Here is a 22621-nt window from a genome sequence, read left to right on the forward strand (position 1 = left end):
CGAACCCATCGGATGGATTCGCCCCACTCGTCCATATCGCTAGCGACGCCTGCGGTACAGGACCGCGCCGCCCGCGACGGCCAGCGCGCCGATGCCGGCCATGGCGCCGAGCGCCTCGACCGGCAGGCTGCGGTCGCCGGTGTCGGGCATGCCGCCCTTGGAGCCGTCGCCGCTGGAGCCGCTGCCGGAGCCGTTATCTGAACCGCCACCTGAGCCGCCGCCCGGCGTGCCGGGGTTCTCGGGGGTGCCGGGCTCCTCGACGTAGCTGTTGGTGAAGACCGGCGGCAGGTTGGCGTCGCCCTCGTAGGAGACCTTCGCCGACAGGTAGCCCGTCTTGGTGCCGTCTGCCGCCTCGTCGCTCACCGTGACGACGATCTTGTGCACCGCCTTGTCGTAGGTCACGTGCGCCTGGCCGTCGTCGACCTCGCTCACCGTGAAGGTGTAGGTGCCGGCCTGCTTGAAGGTCAGCGCATCGAACGTGACGCTGCCATCGGCGGCATTCTTGGCGGTCGACATGACCTTGCCGTCCCGGCTCTTGAGCTCAAAGCTAAACTGGCCCGCCTTGAGCTCGGCGCCCTTGAGCACCTTGGCGGCGCCCAGTTTGAGGGTGACGGGTGCGGCCTCGTAGCCGTTGGTAAAGGTCACCGAGGTGTCGCCCACGGCATTGCCCTCGGCATCCGCCAGCTCGTGCTTGACGGCGAGCGTGCCGTTACCGGCATCGGTGACCGTCGTGCGCACGCGGTACGTCGTCTTGTCGTACGTCACGCCGCCCGCCGTGCCGGCGACCTCGCGCAGCTCGTAGCTGTGCGTGCCGGGCGCGGTGTAGGTGGCGGGGCTGAGCTCGACCGTGCCGTCGGCGGCGTTCTTGCCCGTCGCCGCGACGCTCTCGCTGCCGTCGGCGGCAAGCTTGACCAGCTGGAACTCGAACTCGCCCTCGGCCAGGTCACGGCCCTTGAGCTTCTTGTTCACCTTGATCTGGTCGGTGACGGAGCTCGGCGTCGGGTTCACGCCGTAGGTGTTGGTGAACTCGAACGCGCCCTTACCCTCGGGCGTGCCCTCTGCGGGCAGGACCTCCGCGACAAGCGTGCCCGCGGCGGTGTCCTCGACCACCCTGACCATGAAGGTCCTGGTTGCCGTCGCGTCATTGACCACGCCGTCGACCGAACCGGACTCGCTCACCCGGTAGGTGAACGTCTTGGTGCGCAGGCCGCCGCCGTCGATCTCGACGTCATCGAGGTCGCTCGGCTGCTTAAACGTGACGTGGCCCAGCGCGACGTTACCGGCGGCGTCGTTGGCCGCCTCGGTCACCGTCTTGCCGGAGGCGTCGACCGGCGCGGGCGCGCCGTCCAGCGGCTCAATCTTAAAGGTGTACTTGCCCGCAATGCCGGCCTGCGTGAGGCCGAGTCCGGCCTGGCTAAGCGCCAGCGTCTTGGTGCCCGCGAGATCGACCGTCGCCTCGCCGGCGCTATAGGCATTCACAAACGACAGCGTGCCGTCGGAGCCCTCGGGGTAGGTCACGGCCACATCCAGCCCGCCCTTGCCGTTATCGGTCACCTTGACCGTGATGCCGAAGCTCGACGTGGCCGCCGTCACGCCCGCAGGCAGCCGGTCCGTACCGTCCTCGGAAACGGTATAGGGAATGACCCAGGAGCCGTCGGCGGCCCTGGTGGCGGTTCCCTCCGCCACCATCCGCCCGAGAGCGTCGGTGGTGTAGGAGATGGGCGAGAACGCAAGTCCCACGGCCTCGCCGTCGCCGGAGGCCCGGTTGGTCGCGGTCGCGACCGCATTGCCCTGGGCATCGCGAACGGAGAACGAGAACTCGCCCGCCGCCGCGGCGCGACCCGTCAGCGTCTTGGTGGCGTTAATTGCCACGTTGCCCTCGCCGCCAAGGGCTCCGGTTGCCTCGTAGGAATTCTGGAACGCGACCGTCACGGGCGCGGGCGCCGCCATGGCATCATCTGCCGTGGAGACCTCCCTGCGGGCGACCTCGACACCGTCCTTGGCAACCGTGGTCGTGACCGTGAGCTTGCCCGTCGCGGTATCGTAGGCGGGCGCGATGGTCACCGTACGCGGCGCGGTGTCGTTGGCGTAGCCCTCGCCGCCGAGCTTGGTCTCGGTGACGGTGAAGCTGTAGGTCTTGCCCGCGTCGGCATCGGTGAACTTCACGTCGCTCTCCGCGATCCCGCCGATGAGGTCGACCAGGTCGGCCTCTCCGTCATCGGCAGCGGCCACGGCGTAGGCGTCCTTGTCGGTCTTGAGGCCGAGCTTGGCGGCCGTCTCGGCGTCGGCGGTCACGGTGAAGGCGAACTGCCCCGCCTCCATGGCGCGACCACAGAGCGTCTTGGACAGGCGCACGCCCGCGCGGGCCGAGTAGTCGAGCTCGGTCGTGTAGGTGTTGACGAAGTCGCCGCCGCTCACCTCCGCGATCGCGGGCGTCGTGGCCGCGAGGTTGCCGGAGCCGTCATCGGTCACGGTCACCGTCATCGTGGCGACGTGGCCGTCGTAGGCCACGCCGGCGATGGCAGAGCCGTCATCGGGCCTGACCTCGCGCACCGTGTAGGTGAAGGTCTTGGCGCGCACGCGCTTGCCGCCGACCTCGGCGAACTCGGCATCCTTGATGTCATCGAGCGTGTAGCGGATGGAGCCGAAGTCGAAGGCGACCTTAGCGCCCGCCCTGGTGCCGGCGGCGGCCGTCACGCTGACGGTCTTGGAGCCGTCGGCAGAGCCCTCGGGCATGGGGGCGCCGTCCTCGCCCGCGAGCGTGAACTGGAAGCTGTCGCCCTCCGCCCAGTCGCGGCCCTCGAGCGTCTTGGTGAAGAGCCCCGCGGTGGAGACGTCCCTGCCCTCGGCGGCCGTTCCGTACGTGTTGGTGAACGCGACGGTCGCGCCGTCCTCGGTCACGGTGCCTTCGGCCTTGGAGCCGTCAGCCCCGTTGACCGTGGTCGTGTAGCCCTCGGCGGCGTCCTCGGTCACGGTGTAGCGCGCGCCCACGGGTAGGCCGGAGATGATCTTCTCCCCGCCATCCTTAAGCGTGAAGTTCGCCTTGCCGTCCGCGAACGTCACGGCGTGCTCGCCCTTGCCGAAGGTGCCGGAGACGGGCTCGCCGTCCCCGTCGGTCAGCGCGACCGTAAAGCCGAACTCTCGCTGGCTGTCGCCGCCGACGACCGTCTTCTTGACAGTGAGACTGCCCTCGCGGGACACGCTGTTGTGGGTCGTGTTGGTCTGGGATTCGTTCTCCCCCACCTTGACCGTGGCGGTGTTGGAGATGTCGTCGACCACGGCGGCTTCGGCGGAGACCTTCACGTCAAAGCTGAGCGTGCCCGTGGCGCCCGCAGCCTGCTCGCCGAGCGACCAGGTAAGGGTGCGTGTCGCGGCATCGTAGGCGGCACCGTCGGCAGAACCCTCAACATAGTTAACGCCCTTGGGCAGGACATCGGTCACCGTCACGTCGGCCGCCTGCGCGGCGCCCCTGTCGTCGACGCTGTTATTGGCCCAGCCGATGGTATAGGTGAGGGTATCGCCCACGCCCACCGGTTTGCCATCCACATCGACCTTGGCGCCCGAGGCGTCCGCCTTGGTGACGGTCTTGGTGTTGTCGTGCGGCGAGAAGGTGTTGGTGAAGGTCTTCTTGCCCCGCTCGTTGGAGATCTCGGCCTTAAGGCCGGCACCAGTCTGAGTCACCGTGATGTCGAAGGTGTAGGCATGCGCATCGCCCTCAATCAGGACATCGCCGCTTGCCTTCTCGGTCACGGTCGCGTGGTAGGTGCCCAGATTGGTGAAGCTGAGCTCGCCAAAGGAAACCTTGCCGTCCTTGTCATTCTTCGCCTCGATTGGGTAGCCCTCGAGCACATTGCCCGCACCGTCGGTGAGGGAGAGCTCAAAGACGAACTCCCCCTCCTGGAGGCCGGGCTTGCGGCCGCCCGCGAGCACCTTGGTGAGCTCGGGGACGGACGCCGTGGCGGGGGCGGGGTCGAAGGTGTTGGTGAAGGCGGCGGAGGAGACCTGGTCAGCCGAGATGGAGCCATCGGCCTTGGATCCCTCGACACCGTTCACCGCGGCTTTGTAGCCATCGGCGGCACGTTCGGTCACTGTGTAGGAGGTTCCCGCGGGCAGCCCCGTGATCCTCGCCGTCTGGCCATCTTTGAGCTTGAGGGTCGCCTTGCCGTCCTCGAACGTCGCGTCACCGTAGGCGCCGGATACTTTGCGGCCCGCGGCATCGGCGGCCTCGACCGCAAACTCAAATGTCTTGTCCGCGTCGACCGCCAGGCCCTCGCGCGCCACGACGGTCTTGGAGACGTCGAGCTCGCCCGTCTTCACAGTGTTGGTCACGGTGAAGCCGTGCTCGGCGTCGCCGGAGACCTTCGAGCTGTAGCCCTCGACGGGGTCCTCGGCCACGGTGTAGGCGATCACGGAGCCGGACTTGGAGTACTTGGCCAGGCCCTCGAAGGAGCCCTTCCAGCCGTTGGACTCGTCGAGGTCGATCTTCTTGCCGGCGTCCTTTCCGTCGGCGAGCAGGCGCACGGTGGCCTTCTCAGCCGCCGGGCCGACCCACTTCTTCTCGACGGGCACCGAGACCTTGGCCGTGAAGGTGTTGGTCACGGTGAAGCCGTGCTCGGCGTCGCCGGAGACCTCAGAGCTGTAGCCGTCGACGGCGTCCTCGGCCACGGTGTAGGAGATCACGGCGCCGGAAGCATCACACTGCGGCAGGTTGGAGAAGACGCCCTTCCAGTCGTCAGACTCGCTCAGGGTGATCGAATCGATGACGGTATCGCCGTTCTTGAGATTTACTTTTACCTTATCAGGATGGGGAATCCTGGGGTTCTCCCAGACCTTTTTGATGCGAATGTCGATGTTCTCGGACTTGCCGATGATGACACCGCCGTTGGCGCCGATGCCGCCTCCCCGCTCGGCCGTATTGCCAGAGATCGTCAGCGACGTCTGACCGCGGCCGAGGTTATACACATCCTCGCTCATCACAGATTTAAGCGCGACGTTCGGCGTGGCGTCGGTAAAGGACAGGGGCTCGCCGTTGCCACCGTCGGGCGAGAATCGCGGGATTTCGGTGTTTGTTTCCGCATAAGTGCCTTCGGGGTTAAACAGCCCACCGTCTCTGTACCAGCTGACCTTTCCGCCGCCCGGAGCGCGGTTGGCCAAGGTCAGTTTGTATTTGGCGTCTTTGAAACCGGTGAAGACGAGGTCGTCTCCCGCCTCATCGGCCGAGTTCCTGGCGATCAGGCCACCGTTCTGGACGTAGACCTTGGCATCTCCGGTCGGGCAGAACCACATGCCGCCGCCCTGCTTTTTCGCATGGTTATCAACAACGAGAGCGTTTTCGATATGGAGCGTGCTATAGACGAGATACTCGTTGCCTTCGCTATATACGCCGCCACCCATATTCCGAGCAGTATTGTCCTTGATCTCGCCCGCACTGAGCATGACGTCATCTGAATAGGTATAGATGCCTCCGCCGGCGGAAGCGGAGTTACCCGATACGGAGCCACCTTTCATAGTGAAAGCGGTATGGTCCCTACCACCCTGCTGCAGGCCGCGATCGACCACGCACACTCCGCCGCCTTTGCCGTTGCCAGACGCAACGTTGTTCTCAATCTCTCCACCCTTCATGGTGAACTCGGCGTTGCCCTCAATGTGAACTGCTCCAGAGGGATCTAAGGGCCCCGCCTCCAGTTTACTGCTCCTGTTGCCGGAAATCTGACCACCAGTCATCGTGAACTTGGCTCTTTGGCTATCGCCCTCCCCCTCACTGTACGCAAGGACCGCGCTGCCTCGATAGCCGCTGTTGCCCTCGATGCTGCCTCCGCTCATGTCGAAGCGGGCATTGCCCACCAACATGACGCCAGAAGATGTGAGGTGATAGCCGTTAGTGTCTCCGGTAACGACGATTCCGTTCTTACGGATAACGCCGCCCTTCATGACAACATGGGCGCCGTCCTTCGCGTGGACAGCGCCGCAATACGCGTCCTTAAGTTCGCACTGCTCGATAACGCCGCCCATCATGGTAAGCGAAGCCTTGTCTCCCGACACGTCGATGACACCCGTATTGACGGTGTTCGCAGCGCCGTCGCACACAACGGCCTCGTCAGAGAGCACAACCGCTCCCCTGCTAGAAATAATGGCGCCCTTGTTGTAGCGACCACTCAGGGACACGTTCCCCGACAGCTCGAGGGATGCCCCCTCGGCAACATTGACCAGTACGGAGAAGCCGCTTTTCTTTGCCAAGATGGTATAGGGCTCATCCGACGTGATCTTAATCATCTTCCCGGCAGGAATCGTGAGCGTGGAGCCGAGCTTCACGTGCTTTTCCAGCTTGATGACGGTCTCCTTGCCCTTGGGGGCCTCGCTGACCAGCTCCTGAAGGGTCTTGGTGCTGTCATTGCTCACGGTATCGCCGACGCCGTCATCGATGGACTCGCGCGTGTAGACGATATCGACGCCAGAGGACGGGAGGTTCTCCGAGTCGGTGATGTCGTCCCTGCTGTTTTCGATCGTGATCTTTTGAACCGAGCTGCCGTCAAACATGTCCAGGGGTATTTTGGTAAGGCCGCGCCCGATCGTCACATCCTTCACGCCATCTACGCCCGAGAAGGCTGCCGCGCCAACGGAAGTCACGGAATCTGGAATGGAAAGCTGCTCCGGCAACGTACCGCTAAAAAAGGCGTAGTTGCCAATTGTCTCGAGCGTCTCGGGGAACTGGACGGCAACATTGCTCCAGATAAAGGCCCAGTCGCCAATGCTCTTCAGGCTGTCGCAGAGCCCCGCGATCTTAACTGGCGTGTAGCAAAACGCATAGCCCGGAATGCTCTGAAGCGAGGACAGGTCCACGGACGCCCGCAGATTTCCGCACTCGCGAAAAGCCGCGCTGCCCATCTTTGTCACTTTGCTCAGGTCGGTCACGCTCACCAGGCTGGCGCACCCCCGGAAAGCAGAGGATCCGATGCTCTTCAATGTGCCCGGGAAATCGATGCCAGTTAAACTCGAGCAATTCTGAAACGCCCCATCCCCGATAGACTCGATTTCGCTAAGCGCGGTGACGGACGTTAGAGAGGTGCATCCGTCAAACATGTACGAGGGGATCTTGGTAACCGAAGCGGGCAACGACACACTTGTCAGAGACGTGCAGTCTTGGAACACGCCCACTATGGTGTCGTCGAAGGCGACATCTTTTGGAAACTCGATGCTTGTGAGGGCCGTAGCTCCTCTGAAGGCGCCCGTGCCCGAAATCATTTTGAGGGTGGAGGGGAGATCGATCTCCGAAAGGCTGCTGCAGCCATTGACCATCGAGTTGGCGCTAATCTCCTCGACGCCCTCATCGAAATAGAGCTTTTCGAGCGAGCTGGAGTTTTGCAGCGGGCAATCGAAGTTCTTGATAGAGCCAGGGATATGGAGCTCCTTGAGCTTTGCGAACTTCCTGAAATGGAATCCTCCTCCGGACATTTTTTCGAGCGTGTCGGGGAGCGTCAGCTGCTCAACGTTCTTGGCCACGATATCAGACGAGAAACGAAATTCGGTGACTTTGTAGGTCTGGCCACCATGCTCGATGGAGCCGGGCACACTCACCGCGGTCACACTGTCGTCAGCAACAATACCTTTGATTTCCGCCGTGCCCATATCCGTGGTCTCGCACGAATAGGTCACGCCGTCCTGGGTGATCTCAAACCCCTCCGCAGTATACGCAGTCCGCGATGCCGTGGCCGCATATGCGACACCGGCCGTCGCGCCAACGGATAAACATCCGAAGCCGAGAACCAGCGCAAGGCAGAGAGCAGCGACTCTCTGCCCCCCGCCGAAAACTTTCCTCTCCAATTCCCTTCTCCCCCTCTGGTGTCGCCTTCTCTTCCCAAGAGCGATCTATTGATTAAGGACAGTTAAAGACAACATTATGCCCAAAGAGGCCCATCATGGAGATAATCCACGTCTTCGCCCGAGATGGTAATTAATTGGCATGATTAATTGGCGAACAACTGAACGAAGAGCAATCTACTAATGGCACATAAATGGCGGCGTCAACACCTGAAGTGCATAGTCTCCGATCCCCAGACAGCACCATCGAGCGCCACAAGGCACAGGATTGATTTGTTCAGATTCACATGCCTTTACGGGTGTTTTCCTAGCCCCGTCCCAAAATGACTACTTTTCTAGATGCGACCGAGGTCGTAGGATCGAGCGACCGCTTCGCCGGCGCAGATGAGGTTGGTTGCGGCTTCTTGCGGATCGAGTGCCCGCTCCAGGTCCATGGGCTTGCGACAGATCGGAAGCACCAAGTCGACGCCCTGCCCATACACCGCATCCAGGCTGTCGGCACGACCGCCCACGACGGCGACCACCGGTTTGCCATATCGCTTCGCACGACGGGCCACACCCACCGGCGCCTTGCCGGCGGCGGACTGCTCATCCATATTGCCCTCGCCCGTTATGACGAGGTCGACATCGCGCACGCGCTCGTCAAACCCCACGAGGTCGAGCACCGTCTCCACGCCCGAGCGCAACTCGGCACCGAGTGCCAACAGCGCTGCTCCCAGACCACCGGCGGCACCGGCGCCGGGCACACCGAGCACCGAGCCAAACGTCCGTGTGCCCTCGGGTGTGCGCAACAACCCCTGAGCTCGCACCTCGAAAATTGCCGCATCGAGCAGGCGACCGTAGCCGACCATCCAGTTGTCGTACTTGCCCAGCGCCTCGGCATCATCCGCCGGCAGACCCTTCTGTCCGCCGAACACCGCAAGCGCGCCGCGACGCCCTACGAGCGGATTCTCGACATCCGAAAGCACAACGATACGAGCGCCATCCAAAGCCTGCAGCGCTGGCGCCAAATCAACGCTCGCCACCTGCTCAAGGCCGGCAAGACCGGGGGCGACATCGCAGCCCCGACCATCGACCACACGCGCGCCCAGCGTCTGCAGCATGCCGGCGCCGCCGTCGTTGGTGGCGCTGCCGCCCAAGCCAATATAGATAGTCTTTGCACCCGCGCGAACCGCATGAAGCATCAGTTCGCCCACGCCATAGGTCGAAGCCGCAAGCGCCGACGACTCCGTGCAAGGCGAGTACCCAATGCCGGCCGCCTCGGCCATCTCGATGACCGCGGACTCGCGCTCGACATCAACCAGCATCCGGGCAGGCACACGCTCGCCCAAGGGACCTGCAACCTCGCAGGTCACAAGCTCGCCACCGCAGGCGGCAACGGCGTCGAGCGTTCCCTCGCCGCCATCTGCCAGCGGCAATGTGCACACCTCGGCATCGGGCCAAACGCGGCGCACGCCTTCGGCAACGACCTCCTCTGCCTGCGCACTCGAAACGCTGCCCTTAAAGGAATCAATCGCCAGCAGCACACGGCGAGGCCGGCGCTGCACGGGACCAAAGTCGAGCGTCTCGCCGGCAAGATCCTCGCCGTCAGCAAGGGCCTCGGCGTGGGCAACATGCGCCTCAAGGTTTGCACCGCAGCCGCAACCGACGCCATCCGCACCGCGCAAACCGGCAAAATAGTTGCTCAGCACCGCGCGACACTCATCCGCCAACACGCCGGCGGTCACATGAAACCGATGGTTTAGGCGCGAATCGGCATTGAGATCGTACAACGAGCCCAACGCACCCGCCTTGGCGTCGCTCGCGCCATACACGCAGCGCCCCACGCGCGCATTGACCATAAGCCCCGCACACATGCAGCAGGGTTCCAACGTCACATAGACCGTACAGTCGGAAAGGCGCCAGCGGCCAAGCGCCTGGGCAGCGGCGCACACGGCCGCAAACTCGGCATGAGCCGAAGGATCCTGGTCGAGCTCGCGCCGATTGTGCGCCCTCGCGACGATCTCGCCGTCGCGCACCACTACGGCTCCGATGGACACCTCGCCCACCGCCGCGGCGGCTCGCGCCTCCGCCAACGCCTCGCGCATGAACTTCTCGTCGATTTCGGTGATCGTCATCGTTCGCCTTCCCTGTTGCAAATTCAAAACGATGCTATCATTACGACTCACGGAGAGATGGCAGAGCGGTTGAATGCGGCGGTCTTGAAAACCGTTGAGCGCGAGAGCGTTCCGGGGGTTCGAATCCCCCTCTCTCCGCCACTCTTAGTGACTCACCGGCGTCATGGTCCGCTCGAACAGCGCATCGACCACGTCGGCGATTTCGGATCGGCGCTCCAGTACGTGGCCCGATTCCCACCACATGGTAAAGAGCCGAATAATGCCGCCGGCGACAAACTCAGACGTCGTCTCGAGCGATACGGGCGCAAGCGCATCCTCGTCAAGCGCGCTCATCACGCGCCCGCGTATGGAGCGCGCGATGCGGTCGCAAATCATGCTGGTCAGCATGCCCGACATACTGCTCGCCAAAATGTTATCCATGAGCTGCTCATGCGCCAGAATCAGATCCATGGCATCGGCGAACACTTCGTGGCGAAGCGCGCGCACGTCCTCGGCGCCCTCCGAGCCATCCGCATCGGCCCGTTTTTGCGGCAGGCCCGACATGAGTTCATCGATGTAGAAGGCAAAGTAATCGTTTTTGTCGCGGAAGTGCTTGTAGAACGTCGTCCGACGAATCATAGCGCGGTCGCACAGCATGGCAACCGTCACGTCCTCAAACCGATGCTCTTCGAGCAGCTCAGTAAAGGCCTCGAACAGGGCCCGATAGGTTTTCTTGATGCGAAGGTCCATACGTATCGCCCTCCTCAAGGAAAAGACAGCGTTCACTAATCTGTCGCATATCTTACACCTGTATCGCCCACTCCCTGGCGAACGGCCTCACCTTGGTGGAAACATAACGCTTACCGGAAAGTTCGGTATCGCCAAGGGTTGCGGGTATACTAGTAGCGTTACACCAACGGCAGCCGGCGGAAGACGCCGCGGCCATTCGAAACGGAGACACCATGATTCCCGTCATCATCGGCATCGTTGTTGTCATTGTGATTGTCTGCGCCATCGCCGGCATCTACAACAACATGGTCACCAAGCGTAACCGCATCGATAACGCCTGGCAGAACATCGATACGCAGCTGCAGCGCCGCAACGACCTGATCCCCAACCTGGTCGAGACCGTCAAGGGCTACGCCAAGCACGAGCAAGAGACGCTCTCCGCCGTGATCAGCGCGCGTAACACCGCCGTCAAGGCCACCACGCCCGAGGCCAAGATGGAGGCCGACAACGTGCTGACCGGTGCGCTACGCCAGCTCTTCGCCGTAGCCGAGGCCTATCCCGACCTTAAGGCAAACACCAACTTTACGCAGCTGCAGGCGTCGCTCGAGGATACCGAGAACAAGATTAGCTATGCACGCCAGAGCTACAACGACTGCGTGCTCAGCTACAACAACGCCATTCAGACGTTCCCGGCTGTCATCTTTGCCGGCATCTTCCAGTTTAAGGAGCGCCAGGGCTTCGAGGCCGCCGAAGCAGCCCGCCAGGCCCCGACCGTCAAGTTCTAGTAGTTTGGCAGCGCATCCTTAATCGGCCAAATGCATAAACCGCCCCGTCGAATGCATACTTCGACGGGGCGGTTTCCTTTTTCGCGAAGCTCCCCCTCTAAGCGCCGTGCATTTTTAGGAGTATTCAACATAACCAAGGGCTTCGGGCGCCGCGATAAATGCCAAAGAGCGCAAATATCCCTGCAAATCAAACGCTGTCAGCCCATAACCCCGCCCATCATTCGTAGAAAACATCGAGAAATCCCGATTTTTTGCCCGAGGTCGGTATGCAGGGGCCTTCGATTGCAGAATACTCGCAAAAATGCACGTCGCCATCACCCCCACATGGCGCGAACCAAAACAAAAGCACGGCCTAAAAGGCCGCGCGCCATCTTTAATTCAGATCTATATTGCCCGTAACGGCAGCGCCGAGGTAACGCAGGCCCGAGGGCAACCTTCCTTTCCGGCGCACTCCGCAGGACGAAAGAACCTCCGCCGCACGAAGTGCGCAGCGGAGGTTCTTTCATGTCCGAGGACGCGCCGGAAAGGAAGGTTGCCCTCGGGCCGAACAGCTAAGACAGCTTACGCGACGGTGTAAACCCAGTCGTGCTTATCCTCGACAGCACCAGATTGGATGCCGGTCAGGGTCTCGCGGAGCTTCTTCATCACGGGGCCAATCTCGGTGTAGCCAGCCGGGAAGGTCACGGTCTCGTCGGCACCGTAGACCTTGTTGTCGATCTCGCCCACCGGGGAGATGACGGCGGCGGTGCCGCACAGGCCGCACTCCACAAAGGTGCCGGCCTTGACCTCGGCCCACTCGACGGGGCGCTGGTCGACGGTTATGCCCAGGTCCTGAGCAACCTGAACGAGCGAGCGACGGGTGATGGAGGGCAGGATGGAGTCAGTGTGCGACTGCGGAACGACGAGCGTGCCGTCCTCCTTCACGAACAGAACGTTCGCGCCGCCGGTCTCCTCGACATAGGTGCGGGACTCAGAGTCGAGATACAGGTTCTCGGCATAGCCCTCGCGATGGGCCTCCATCGTGGGCTTGAGGGACATGGCGTAGTTCAGGCCAGCCTTGATGTTGCCGGTGCCGTGCGGTGCGGCGCGGTCGTACTCGGAAACGCGCAGCTTGACGGGCTTGAGGCCACCCTTAAAGTACGGACCGACCGGGGTCACGAGAATGCGGAACGTGTACTCAGGAGCGGGAGCCACGCCGATCACGTCACCAGAGCCGATCATAAACGGACGCACGTACAGGGTTGCACCGGAGCCGAAGGGCGGAACCCAGGCGGCGTTGGCAGAAACGACCTGCTTGACGGCCTCGACAAACTTGTCCTTGGGGAACGGGGGCATCTCGAGGCGCTGGGCAGAGTTATACATACGCTCAGCGTTCATGTCGGGACGGAAGCAGACGATGCTGCCGTCCTCGGCGGTGTAGGCCTTCAGGCCCTCAAAGACCTCCTGGCAGTAATGGAAGATGCCGCCGCACTCGGAAACATGCAGGGTGTGGTCGGTGGTCAGGCCGCCCTCGTCCCACTTGCCATCCTTCCAATGAGCCTCGTAGCTGTAATCGGTTTTCATGTAGCCAAAGCCGAGGCTACCCCAATCGATATCCTTCTTCTCGACAGTCATATGTCGCTCCTTACATACACAGTTGCATACTCGCGAACCCGCACGCAAAGACCGAAGCCGACCGCGTCGCAACGTCGCACGCCCGGAGCGTAGAGCCGGACGGGACACGCGAACGGCATCAAAGCCGATGGCACGTCGATTCGCATGCACGAGATTGTACTCCCCGTACGCGTCTGATAAAACGCTTTTCTTTAACTAAGTAAAGTATTTTCATTTGACCGAAGCAGAAAGGCCCGCCACCGTAAAGGGTGACGGGCCTCAACGGCACGGTTTGCGCGCTGGCTCGAGCTACGCGTTCTTTTTGCCCAGCTTAGCCTTAACCAGACCGACCACGGTCGGGATGATCGACACGGCGACGATGCCGATAATCAGCAGCTCAAAGTGCTCCTGCACAAAGGGGATGCCGCCAAAGAAGTAGCCCAGCAGAGTGAAGACCGTCGACCAGGTAATGCCGCCCAACACGTTAAAGATGACAAAGTTGCGCCAATGCATGCCGCCCATGCCGGCGATGAAGGGCACAAAGGTGCGGATAAACGGGAAGAAGCGACCCAGGAAGATGGCCAGGTGGCCCCATTTGTCCAGGAATTCCTCGGACTTTTTGATGCGCTCGGGCGTCATGGCCTTCACCTTGCCCGAGGCGATGATCTTTTGGCCAAAGAAATGACCGATCATAAAGTTGCACTGATCGCCCAAGATGGCAGCCGTCCATGCGACGGCCAGCAGAGCCACGATGTTAAAGCCGCCGTTGTGGGCAAAGAAACCCGAGGCAAACAGCAGCGAATCGCCGGGAAGGAACGGGAAGAACACCACGCCCGTCTCGATAAAGATGATCAGGAACACGCAGCCATAGGCCATAAGCGGGCCGGCAGCGATCCAGCTGGCGATCGCGGTGCGCGGATCCTTAAGCAGCTCGGCGATAAAATTGATGAAACCCATGAAGTAAAACCTCTCAGTTGTGGGCGCGGACACGTCCAAGTTGACCAGTATACGGTTGTGACGCGGCAACGCACACGACCTTACAAAAGCGTGACTTCATTACCAGCAAGTTTGCATAATTGACACCTGTCGCGCAAAGCCGAGCAAGATTGCTCTTCCTAATCCCTAGCGAATCGCTATACTTTATTGAATTGCATTGTCGCGGCGCTAAGGGAGGGCGGCCGGTGAGCTTTATCAATACCATTCGCGAGGACATCAAGACCGTCCAGGCACAGGACCCCGCCGCGCAAAACGGCCTAGTCATCTTCCTTTCTTACCCCGGCCTGCACGCCAAGTGGAACCACGTGCCCGAGCACTGGCTGTGGGAACATGGACATCGCTCGCTCGCCCGCGTGCTCTCGCAAATCACCCGCCATATCACTGGCGTCGAGATTCATCCTGCCGCACAGATCGGCAAGCACTTCTTTATCGACCATGCCATGGGCGTCGTCATCGGCGAGACCACCATTGTGGGCGACAACTGCGTGCTCTACCAGGGCGTCACGCTCGGCGGCACCGGCAACGAGACCGGCAAGCGCCACCCAACGCTCGGCAATAACGTCACTGTGGGCACAGGCGCCAAGGTGCTCGGCAACATCCGCATCGGCAACAACGTCAAGATCGGCGGCAACTCGGTCGTCGTCAAAGACGTACCCGATAACTGCACCGTCGTGGGCGTGCCCGGGCGCATCATCAAGCGCAACGGCTGCCGCGTGTTCGAAGAAAGCTTCGACGCCAAGCAGCATCGCGAGTATATGCCCGATGACGCCGCCGAGCAGAGTGCCCTCAACCGCCAGGGCATCACCGAAAACGCTCGCCGCGTCAAGGAACTCGAGCGAGAGGTGGCGGAGCTCAAGGCCCTCGTCGCCAAGCTCGCGGACGAACGCTAGGAACGCAAGCAGCACAAAACGACATCGGCATCAACGCAAGAAGGCGCGCCAGGGAATTCATCCCCGGCGCGCCTTGTTTCCAATGTGACAAAGGGGCTGCCCCTTTGTCACCTTAGGCGAACTGACTCAGATAGAGGTCGGCGTAGGCTCCCTCGGCTGCGAGCAGCTCCTTATGCGTACCCTGCTCGATAATGTTGCCGTGGTCCATGACCAAGATCAGGTCGGCGTCCACGATCGTCGACAGGCGATGCGCGATCACAAAGCTTGTGCGCCCATGCATGAGCGCGTCCATGGCACGGCCGATGGCAAGCTCGGTGCGCGTATCCACGCTTGAGGTCGCCTCATCCAGAATGAGAATCGCCGGGTTGTTGAGCAGCACGCGCGCAATGGTCAGCAGCTGACGCTGGCCCTGGCTGATGCTTTCGGCATCATTGGCCACGCGCGTGTCGTAGCCCTGCGGCATGGTGCGCACAAAGAAGTCGACCTGCGCGGCGCGGGCGGCAGCCACGATCTCGTCGCGCGTTGCCTCGGGGCAGCCGTAGGCGATGTTTTCGGCAATCGTGCCGTCGAACAGCCAGGCGTCCTGCAGCACCATGCCAAACTGCTGACGTAGCTCACCGCGGTTCATGAGGCGCGTATCCACACCGTCGAGCGTAATGCGGCCGCCGTCAATCTCGTAGAAGCGCATGAGCAGGTTGATGAGCGTGGTCTTACCCGCACCCGTGGTTCCCACCACCGCAATCTTCTGGCCCGGCTCGGCGGTAAACGACACGTCGCGCATGAGCGGCTTGTCGGGCGCATAGCCAAAGCGCACGTGCTCAAAAGCGACGCGGCCCTCAATGCGACCCGGCAGCTTGGCGGCCTCGTCCGGCAGCGGATCGGCCTCCATCTCGGGCTCATCAAGCAGGTCGAACACGCGCTCCGCACTCGCCAGCGCGCTCTGCAGCGAGTTAAAAGTGAACGACAGCTGCGTCATGGGTTCGGACGCCTCGTAGATAAACTGGAAGAACGCCTCGAACACGCCGACGGTCATGTGACCGGCGACCAGCATGCTGCAGCCCACGAGCGCAATCACAATCTGCGCCAGGCGACCAATAAAGCGAACCGCGGGTCCGACGGCGTTGATCATAAAGTCGGCCTTGGTGCTCACGCGCGCCAGCTCGCCCGAGGCCTCGTGCACCTCGGCAGAGCTCTGGTGCTCGCGGTTGAATGCGCGAATCACCAAACGGCCCGAATAGCCTTCCTCGACCGCGCTCGTGATTTTGGACACCCACTCCTGACGCTCGCCCGTCACATCATGCGTACGGCGCGAAACCACGTTGGTCACCAGCAGCGACAGGGCCGTGAAGCCCAAAAAGACGAGTGTGAGCTTAACGCTATAGACGAACATCATGATGATGGCACCCGTCACGGTGCCGATCGACACAAGCAGCTGCAGCAATCCGCGCTGCATGCTCTCGGACATCTTATCCAAGTCGTTGGTCGCACGGCTGACGACCTCACCGGGACGATGCGCGTCAAAGAAGGCAAGCGGCAAACGATTGAGCTTTTGTGCGATGCGGTTGCGTAGACGTAGGTTGAGGCGTTCGGCCACGCTCGACATCAAAAAGCTCTGGAGCGCATAGAACGAGGCAGCGGCAGTCCAGATCATAAAGTAGACGAAGATGGTCTTGCCGCAGTTCTCCCAGGTGATGTTGAAGGTGGTTCCGTTGGCAAACGCCACCTGCATATGCCCCCACAGCTCGTCGATGACGTGAGCGCTGTACGCCGGCGCGGCGGTGTTAAAGATGACGTAGAACACGATGCTCGCGAACACGATATAGAAACGCCAATGGTCGCCGGCGGCCTCGCTCCACAGGCGGCGCACCGTCGCCCAGGTGTCGCGGGGCGTCTCGTCCTCGTCCTCGTCGTCAACATCGCGCATGCGCTCTGCCTCGGCGCGGGCGCGCTCGTCCTCGGCGCGCTCGTTTTCCTCGTAGAGCGCCTGGCGGCGAGCCTCGCGCTCCGCCGCCTTGGCGGCTTCGTCCAGGCCGGGCGTGGCGCCCGTCTCCTCGACTGTCTCTGCAACCGCGGCGTCATCGGCGATGCCCCGCTTCTTGAGCTCCTCGGTCATGCTACTCACCTCCCTTCATCTGCGATTCCGCGATAGCGCGGTACACCTCGCAGGTTTCCATGAGCTCGTCGTGCGTGCCCAGGCCCACGATCTCGCCGTCCTTGAGCACCACGATCTGATCGGCATGCAAAATAGTCGAGATGCGCTGGGCGATGATGAGCACCGCGGCATCGCACGTCTCGTCCTGCAGCGCATGGCGCAGTGCCGCATCGGTCTTAAAGTCCAGGGCCGAAAAACTGTCGTCGAAGATATACAGGTCGGCGCGCTTCATGAGTGCGCGGGCGATTGCCAAACGCTGGCGCTGGCCGCCCGAAAAGTTCGTACCGCCCTGCGCCACCGGAGTGTCGAGCCCCTGCGGTTGATCGAGTACAAAGGTGCTCTGGGCAACCTGGAGCGCATGGAGCATGTCAGCCTCGGCCGCATCTTCGTTGCCAAAGCGCAGATTGCTTGCCACGGTACCCGAGAACAGCCATGCCTTCTGCGGCACATAGGCGATACGCCCGCGGATGTCGTCTTGCGAAAGGTCGCGCAGATCGACGCCGTTCAGGCGAATGGCGCCCTTCGTGGCATCGTGGAAGCGAAGCAAGAGTTTGGCCACCGTTGACTTGCCCGAGCCCGTTGAGCCCACGATCGCGGTCGTCTGTCCACGGCGGCAGGCAAAACTCAGGTTGCACAGGGTGTCCTCGTCGGCATCGTCAAAACGGAACGACATGTGGTCGAACACGGCCACCGCGTCGGCGCCGTCTGCGGACTCAGGCGCCCCGTCGCCCAGCGTAGCCTTGCCGTCCACAATGCTCGGCTCGATTTCGAGCACCTGCTGCGCGCGGTTGAGACACGCCGCGGCGCGCGGGAGCGTCAGCACCACCATCTGCGCCATCATCACAAAGAACAGGATCAGGATCGCGTACTCCAGCACGGCCGAGATGCTGCCGATTTGCATGGCATGGACGCCCACGCGGTTGCCGCCCACCCACAGCACCGCCACCTCGGCGATGTTCATCAAAAAGAAGCTGGAGCTGTCGAGACCCACAAACAGGTGGTTGACCTTGATGGCATTGGCCGCGTAATCGCTAAACACCTCGTCCAGGCGCTGCTCCTCGTGGCGTTCCTTGTTAAATGCGCGGATGACGCGCACGCCCACGATGTTCTCGCGCAGCACCACGTTCATGCGGTCGATAAAGCTCTGAAGGCGCATAAAAATCGGCGCGGCGTTAGCCACCGTAAAGACCGCCGCCACCAGCACGATCGCAACGACCACGCCCAGCAGCGTGCCCATGGCAGGATCGATAAACCAGGCAAAGATGATGCCCGCGACGGCCAAGAACGGCACCGGCAGCACCAACTGAATCGTCTGCAGAATGGCCTGCTGGATCACGTTGATGTCGTTGAGCGAGCGCGTGATCATCGAACCCGTGCCAAAGCGCTCAAAGTCGCTGGCGGACAGCTCGAGCGATTTGTCGTACACGGCGTTGCGGATATCGCAGGCCACGTTGGCCGCCAGGCGGGCCGAAAGATAGCAGCCCAGCACCGCGCCGCCGCTGGCCATGCCGGTCGCGATGAGCATGTACAGACCGTTGCGCAAGATGTAATCGACGTCGCCCGTCGTGATGCCCGTGTTGACCATGTTCGCCAACATCGTGGGCACGAGCAGCGTACCGACGTTGTCGATTAGCAGCACCAGCAGCGTCACCGCAATCAGCCCGCGATACGGCCTCATAAACCTCATTAAGAGTCGCATGTCTCCCCCTCGCCCTTATCGTCAGCCTCGTTCTCGGCGGCAACTTGCCGTTTAAATGCCTCGCATTCTTCGTTAAGAACATGGGAGAACTTACCGACCAAGCGCATGATCTCGCGCTGTTCCCACGGCTCGAGCGCCTCGAATGCCTGCTGCTCGGCCTTTTGCGCCGGCAACGCGTAGCGCTTGGCAAACTGCATACCTTCTGCGGTCAGTCGCACAACCTTGTTCTTACGACTGCCCTCGGCAAACTCCAATGTCGCAAGCCCTCGCGCCCTAAGCGTCTTGATTGCCGAATTGATGGTCTGCTTGCTATAGAACCATTCGCTTGTCAGACGACTCACGGCGATGCTGCCGTCCGCCGTGCTGGTGTCGACGAGCATCCAATAGGCGCAATCCGAAAGACCGCAGGTGCGCGAGAACTCCGAATAGATATGGTCGAGTCCATTGAGCATCCGGTCGAAATCGACCAGCGTAACCGCACTATTCATCTATCCCACCATTCGATTGTCCGAGTTTTGACCAATTGACATCTCTACATTAGTCCGAGTTTTGACTATCGTCAATAAGCTCGTTATATATGGTCAGCTCTACATAGGCATGTCGACAAAAAAGACCGCCGGCGCGGGGGCGGCGCCGGCGGTTGCAAGAGAATATCGATTGTTGGCCGTTACGCAGCGACGGCCTCGTAGACCGTGGCGCCCGAGAAGCTGTCGTGCAGGCTCTTGCCACAGATCCACGGCAGTTCGACGACCTCGCAGACCGTGTTGACCAGCTCGGAGCAGTCAGTAAAGTGGCCCTTATCGTTGAGGGCCTCGCAATCCTGAACACGCCAATAGCCATCGGTGTGCGTGATGTAGTACTCGTGATCGTTGATCGACACGAAAGCGCGCGTCTTGGAACGCAGCAGCTTCAGAAATCCTTCGAAGTCGGTCTCGACGACATCTCCAGCCTGGAACATGATGTTACCTCCTGGCCCGGCGCCACCATGGCGCGCTGATAAACGTTGGTACTCCTTTAGTAAAACCTTTATCAGAGCTTATGCGCGCATCATTTAGGCAAGTGGTAAAAAACCGCAGGGTAGACGGGATAAAACGTTTAACCATCCCATTGCTTTGTCACATTCTGAAGGCACTTTTATGCAAACCTACTTTCCCAATTGGAATCTATCCTTTTGGCCGGGCAATTGACCGTCTATCGTTTGAGCCCGACGGGTATGAACGTGGCATCTGCAACGCCACCACAAGGAGACACCATGGAGACCATCGAAGCGCTCATTCACCGCCGCAGCTGCCGCAAATACAGCGATCGTCCCGTCGAGGCCGAGAAGCTTGCACGTATTATCGAAGCCGGCCAATATGCACCGAGCGGCATGGGCCGCCAGCCGGTGACGTTTGTCGCCGTCACCGACCCCGCGACCGTCGAGCGTCTCTCGCAGCTCAACGCGCAAGTCATGGGCAGCAACAGCGACCCCTTCTACGGTGCCAAGACTGTTGTGGTGGTACTGGTCGACCGCAGCGTGCCCACGCATCTGGAAGACGGTTCGCTCGCCATGGGCAACTTGCTCAACGCCGCCTATGCACTGGGTGTCGATTCGTGCTGGATTCATCGCGCCCACGAGGTTTTCGATTCGCCCGAGGGCCTGGAGCTACTGGCCAGCTGGGGTCTGCCCACCGACGGAAGCCTACGCGGCGTCGGTCACTGCATTCTGGGCTATGCCGAAGACGCGCTTCCCGAGGCAAAGCCGCGCCGCGACAACGTGGTGTATGTGAAGTAATTAGTTCCGCCGTTCTAACGAACGGCGGACCCGCTCGCAACTTATCTTGCCGATGGAGTTGTCGTCGTTTCGTTCGTTTGAGTCGTTTCGGCGTCGTCGCCCTGTTCACCCTCGTCCTTTTGCGCATCGGCGATGGTGGAGGCTGCCGCAACGATACCGCGCTGGGGCGCGACGCCCGTCTGGGTCTGAGCGCCCTCGACAACTTCTGTGCCTGCATGCGCGAGCTCGGGCGATTTAAACACTGCGTCCAAGTTGGCGCCGCCGCCGGCGTAGCCAAGCGCAGCGAGTGCGATGACGATCACCGCAATGACGACCGTGATCGGAACATAACGATGCCAACCAGCCGGATTGAGTCCGCTGCGACGAGCCGCCCCGCGGCTGATGTAGCCGAGCGTGCCGTCGTGCTTGAGCTTTGAACCCACCACGCGTTTGCGGTCCCACAGCGAGGACTCTGCCTGCATTGCCAAGCGGGCACCTGTCGAAGGATAGCCGTATTTAGTGCGCTTGAACGAGCCGTCAAACCCCGAGGCGTGTTTGCCCCACGTCACCGATGTTGTGCGTCGGTTAACCGGCGCGGCGCTCCGCCTTCTGCGGCTCGGTTTTGTAGTCTCAGCCATACGCCCCCGCACGCCGTAACCAAATCGAAACAATAACGCTTTGGACTGTAGCACACGCGTCGCGCGCGGTCACGGGCGCCTCGCTCAACGGTCATCGTCCTTCAGTAAGCGCCACAGCGTTGTTCGGCTTATGCCCAGCACCTCCGCCGCACGGGTTCGGTTGCCGTGGAGATGATCTACAACCAGATGCGCGATATCTCGCTCGGTATCGGCCAGCGGTCGCAGGATATACAGGTCGCTTTCGAGTGTCGGGGCGCCAAAGGTTGCGGTCTTAATCACGTCCTCTTGGGCTAGCACTTCCTCCGCCACAGCGCGATCCACCGTGCCCGCCCCCACCAATATATACAGTCGTTCCGAGACCTCGCGGAGCTGCAGATAATTGCGCGGCCAGCGGTAAGCATCGAGCGCCTTCGTCGCCGCGGCAGACAGCGTGGGCGCTGCCGTCCCAAATGCACCAGCGAGATATTCCAAATAGCGCGCAATCTTTTGCGACGTGGCTCCCTGCTCGACGATTGCCGGCGCCACGCTCACCGCACAGGCGAAGCGCTCGGTCACAAAGGCGGCTTGATCACTTTCGCTGCCGCCCGGCATGTCATTCGCCGTCAGCACCACATGGCAGCGCGTCGCCAACGCGGTGTCGGCCATCGTGGAAACGAGCTCGCGAAGGCGCTGGGGGCCAACCGCATTCCAGCCCGCAATGCAAAGTGTCAGCCCCGTTTGGAACAACGGCGATTCGGCGCTTTTGAGCACGTGGCGCCAACCGCGATCGGTAAGCTCATCGAGCGCAACGGCAACAAAGGGTTGATCGGCAAAAGGACCGTCCAGATAGAGGCGCTTGGCTATCTCGACCTGACCCGCTCCCAGCTCGCCCTCGAGCATAAGGGGCACACCGCGCGCGTAGCTCTCGGCGACCGGCGCAGCTACCGAGGCCGCCCCCTCAACGATGCCGTACGCGCTCGATTCGTAGCGGGCCTCAACTTCGTCGGCGTTGAGCCACTCGATGCCCGCATGTGCCGCGGCGCCGCGCATCTCGCGGACCACGACGACCCAAAGGCCCCCACCCTCTTTGTCGGTGGGGCGAACGGTCAGGCTCAGGCGCGTACCCGCGCGCCCCATAACCAGACGCGCGCCGTCTCCTATACGGTCGAGGCGCTCAGCGACAAAAGCCGCCACATCCCGCTCAAGCGCCGCGTCATTCATGGTCGAAATCACGACGTCCCCACGCGCATCGATTGCCAATGCCGAGGCCCCGGCAGCAGCCAGGGCCTCGGTCAAGATGTTCAGCTTGGCATCGCTATTCATGATTTGCCCCTGTCCGCGGCGACGTGCAACCGCCGACGGTCGCACGACCGAGTGTTTCAAAATTGAACGATATTGCTCACCAAACACTATAGGGCAGAAAGCGCCGTCCTGCGAGTATAGGTGTTGCCCCGCATCGCCATCCTGGCGGGGCGATAAGAGCTCTTCGGGAC

At 61.7% G+C, this 22621-nt stretch carries 14 protein-coding genes and 1 tRNA gene; 4 read left to right on the forward strand and 11 right to left on the reverse strand.

What is annotated here, in order from left to right:
- Positions 1–39 precede the first annotated feature (39 nt).
- Positions 40–7653, reverse strand: a complete 7614-nt coding sequence (locus tag DW233_RS07425; RefSeq protein ID WP_118267537.1) for a Spy0128 family protein — start codon at positions 7651–7653, stop codon at positions 40–42.
- A 500-nt stretch (positions 7654–8153) separates the two neighbouring features.
- A complete protein-coding gene (tadA, locus tag DW233_RS07430; RefSeq protein ID WP_118267539.1) occupies positions 8154–9935 on the reverse strand; it encodes a tRNA adenosine(34) deaminase TadA in 1782 nt (593 codons plus the stop codon).
- A gap of 51 nt (positions 9936–9986) precedes the next feature.
- Between tadA and DW233_RS07435 the strand changes: the two genes are divergently transcribed.
- Positions 9987–10076: transfer RNA gene (locus DW233_RS07435), tRNA-Ser, on the forward strand.
- A 3-nt stretch (positions 10077–10079) separates the two neighbouring features.
- Here the strand turns inward: DW233_RS07435 and DW233_RS07440 are convergent.
- Positions 10080–10664: a TetR/AcrR family transcriptional regulator gene (locus DW233_RS07440; protein ID WP_118260291.1), complete on the reverse strand. Its 585-nt coding sequence runs from the start codon at positions 10662–10664 to the stop codon at positions 10080–10082.
- A 212-nt stretch (positions 10665–10876) separates the two neighbouring features.
- On the opposite strand from DW233_RS07440, the gene DW233_RS07445 reads away from it, so the two are divergent.
- Complete coding sequence (locus DW233_RS07445; protein ID WP_118267541.1) at positions 10877–11428, forward strand: LemA family protein; 552 nt, start codon at positions 10877–10879, stop codon at positions 11426–11428.
- Between the two features lie 561 nt (positions 11429–11989).
- Here DW233_RS07445 and DW233_RS07450 read toward each other — a convergent pair.
- Positions 11990–13042 carry a branched-chain amino acid aminotransferase gene (locus DW233_RS07450; protein ID WP_118267543.1) on the reverse strand — a complete coding sequence of 351 codons (1053 nt, stop codon included), beginning with the start codon at positions 13040–13042 and terminating at the stop codon, positions 11990–11992.
- A 288-nt stretch (positions 13043–13330) separates the two neighbouring features.
- Positions 13331–13978 (reverse strand): DedA family protein, encoded by a 648-nt coding sequence (locus tag DW233_RS07455; protein ID WP_117564330.1) that lies wholly within the window; start codon positions 13976–13978, stop codon positions 13331–13333.
- A gap of 224 nt (positions 13979–14202) precedes the next feature.
- Here DW233_RS07455 and cysE point away from each other — a divergent pair, with 224 nt between their 5' ends.
- The gene (gene cysE / locus DW233_RS07460) at positions 14203–14907 is read left to right on the forward strand and encodes a serine O-acetyltransferase (protein ID WP_118267545.1); all 705 of its coding nucleotides are present in this window, start codon (positions 14203–14205) and stop codon (positions 14905–14907) included.
- A gap of 112 nt (positions 14908–15019) precedes the next feature.
- Here cysE and DW233_RS07465 read toward each other — a convergent pair whose 3' ends face one another.
- The 4 genes from DW233_RS07465 to DW233_RS07480 all read right to left on the reverse strand — a co-directional run bounded on the left by DW233_RS07465 (position 15020) and on the right by DW233_RS07480 (position 19716).
- Entirely contained in the window at positions 15020–17020 is a 2001-nt protein-coding gene (locus tag DW233_RS07465; RefSeq protein ID WP_199574610.1) for an ABC transporter ATP-binding protein, read from the reverse strand.
- Position 17021: 1 nt separating this feature from the next.
- Positions 17022–18746, reverse strand: a complete 1725-nt coding sequence (locus DW233_RS07470) for an ABC transporter ATP-binding protein (protein WP_118267547.1) — start codon at positions 18744–18746, stop codon at positions 17022–17024.
- Complete coding sequence (locus tag DW233_RS07475) at positions 18746–19246, reverse strand: MarR family winged helix-turn-helix transcriptional regulator (protein ID WP_118267548.1); 501 nt, start codon at positions 19244–19246, stop codon at positions 18746–18748. Before DW233_RS07475 ends, DW233_RS07470 begins: the two co-directional genes overlap by 1 nt.
- 179 nt (positions 19247–19425) lie before the next feature.
- On the reverse strand, positions 19426–19716 hold the full coding sequence (locus DW233_RS07480) for a CDP-alcohol phosphatidyltransferase (RefSeq protein ID WP_118260475.1): 291 nt from the start codon (positions 19714–19716) through the stop codon (positions 19426–19428).
- Positions 19717–20010: 294 nt separating this feature from the next.
- Here DW233_RS07480 and DW233_RS07485 point away from each other — a divergent pair, with 294 nt between their 5' ends.
- Positions 20011–20532, forward strand: coding sequence for a nitroreductase (locus tag DW233_RS07485; protein WP_118267550.1), 522 nt, complete (start codon positions 20011–20013; stop codon positions 20530–20532).
- Between the two features lie 41 nt (positions 20533–20573).
- Here DW233_RS07485 and DW233_RS07490 read toward each other — a convergent pair whose 3' ends face one another.
- Together DW233_RS07490 and DW233_RS07495 are read right to left on the reverse strand one after the other, a co-directional pair.
- The gene (locus DW233_RS07490; protein WP_158567828.1) at positions 20574–21149 is read right to left on the reverse strand and encodes a hypothetical protein; all 576 of its coding nucleotides are present in this window, start codon (positions 21147–21149) and stop codon (positions 20574–20576) included.
- A gap of 84 nt (positions 21150–21233) precedes the next feature.
- Complete coding sequence (locus tag DW233_RS07495) at positions 21234–22451, reverse strand: helix-turn-helix domain-containing protein (RefSeq protein ID WP_118267554.1); 1218 nt, start codon at positions 22449–22451, stop codon at positions 21234–21236.
- Positions 22452–22621: the final 170 nt, after the last annotated feature.

It is taken from the genome of Collinsella sp. AM20-15AC, from assembly GCF_003471405.1.
GTDB lineage: Bacteria > Actinomycetota > Coriobacteriia > Coriobacteriales > Coriobacteriaceae > Collinsella.

What these genes read in the sequence shown, in the direction of transcription:
- DW233_RS07455 (WP_117564330.1), bottom strand. Translation starts at nt 13,978, where the DNA reads ATGGGTTTCATCAATTTTATCGCCGAGCTGCTTAAGGATCCGCGCACC.
- DW233_RS07480 (WP_118260475.1), bottom strand. Translation starts at nt 19,716, where the DNA reads ATGTTCCAGGCTGGAGATGTCGTCGAGACCGACTTCGAAGGATTTCTG.
- tadA (WP_118267539.1), bottom strand. Translation starts at nt 9,935, where the DNA reads ATGACGATCACCGAAATCGACGAGAAGTTCATGCGCGAGGCGTTGGCG.
- DW233_RS07470 (WP_118267547.1), bottom strand. Translation starts at nt 18,746, where the DNA reads ATGAGGTTTATGAGGCCGTATCGCGGGCTGATTGCGGTGACGCTGCTG.
- DW233_RS07445 (WP_118267541.1), top strand. Translation starts at nt 10,877, where the DNA reads ATGATTCCCGTCATCATCGGCATCGTTGTTGTCATTGTGATTGTCTGC.
- DW233_RS07485 (WP_118267550.1), top strand. Translation starts at nt 20,011, where the DNA reads ATGGAGACCATCGAAGCGCTCATTCACCGCCGCAGCTGCCGCAAATAC.
- DW233_RS07475 (WP_118267548.1), bottom strand. Translation starts at nt 19,246, where the DNA reads ATGAATAGTGCGGTTACGCTGGTCGATTTCGACCGGATGCTCAATGGA.
- DW233_RS07450 (WP_118267543.1), bottom strand. Translation starts at nt 13,042, where the DNA reads ATGACTGTCGAGAAGAAGGATATCGATTGGGGTAGCCTCGGCTTTGGC.
- DW233_RS07465 (WP_199574610.1), bottom strand. Translation starts at nt 17,020, where the DNA reads ATGACCGAGGAGCTCAAGAAGCGGGGCATCGCCGATGACGCCGCGGTT.
- DW233_RS07440 (WP_118260291.1), bottom strand. Translation starts at nt 10,664, where the DNA reads ATGGACCTTCGCATCAAGAAAACCTATCGGGCCCTGTTCGAGGCCTTT.
- DW233_RS07490 (WP_158567828.1), bottom strand. Translation starts at nt 21,149, where the DNA reads ATGGCTGAGACTACAAAACCGAGCCGCAGAAGGCGGAGCGCCGCGCCG.
- DW233_RS07495 (WP_118267554.1), bottom strand. Translation starts at nt 22,451, where the DNA reads ATGAATAGCGATGCCAAGCTGAACATCTTGACCGAGGCCCTGGCTGCT.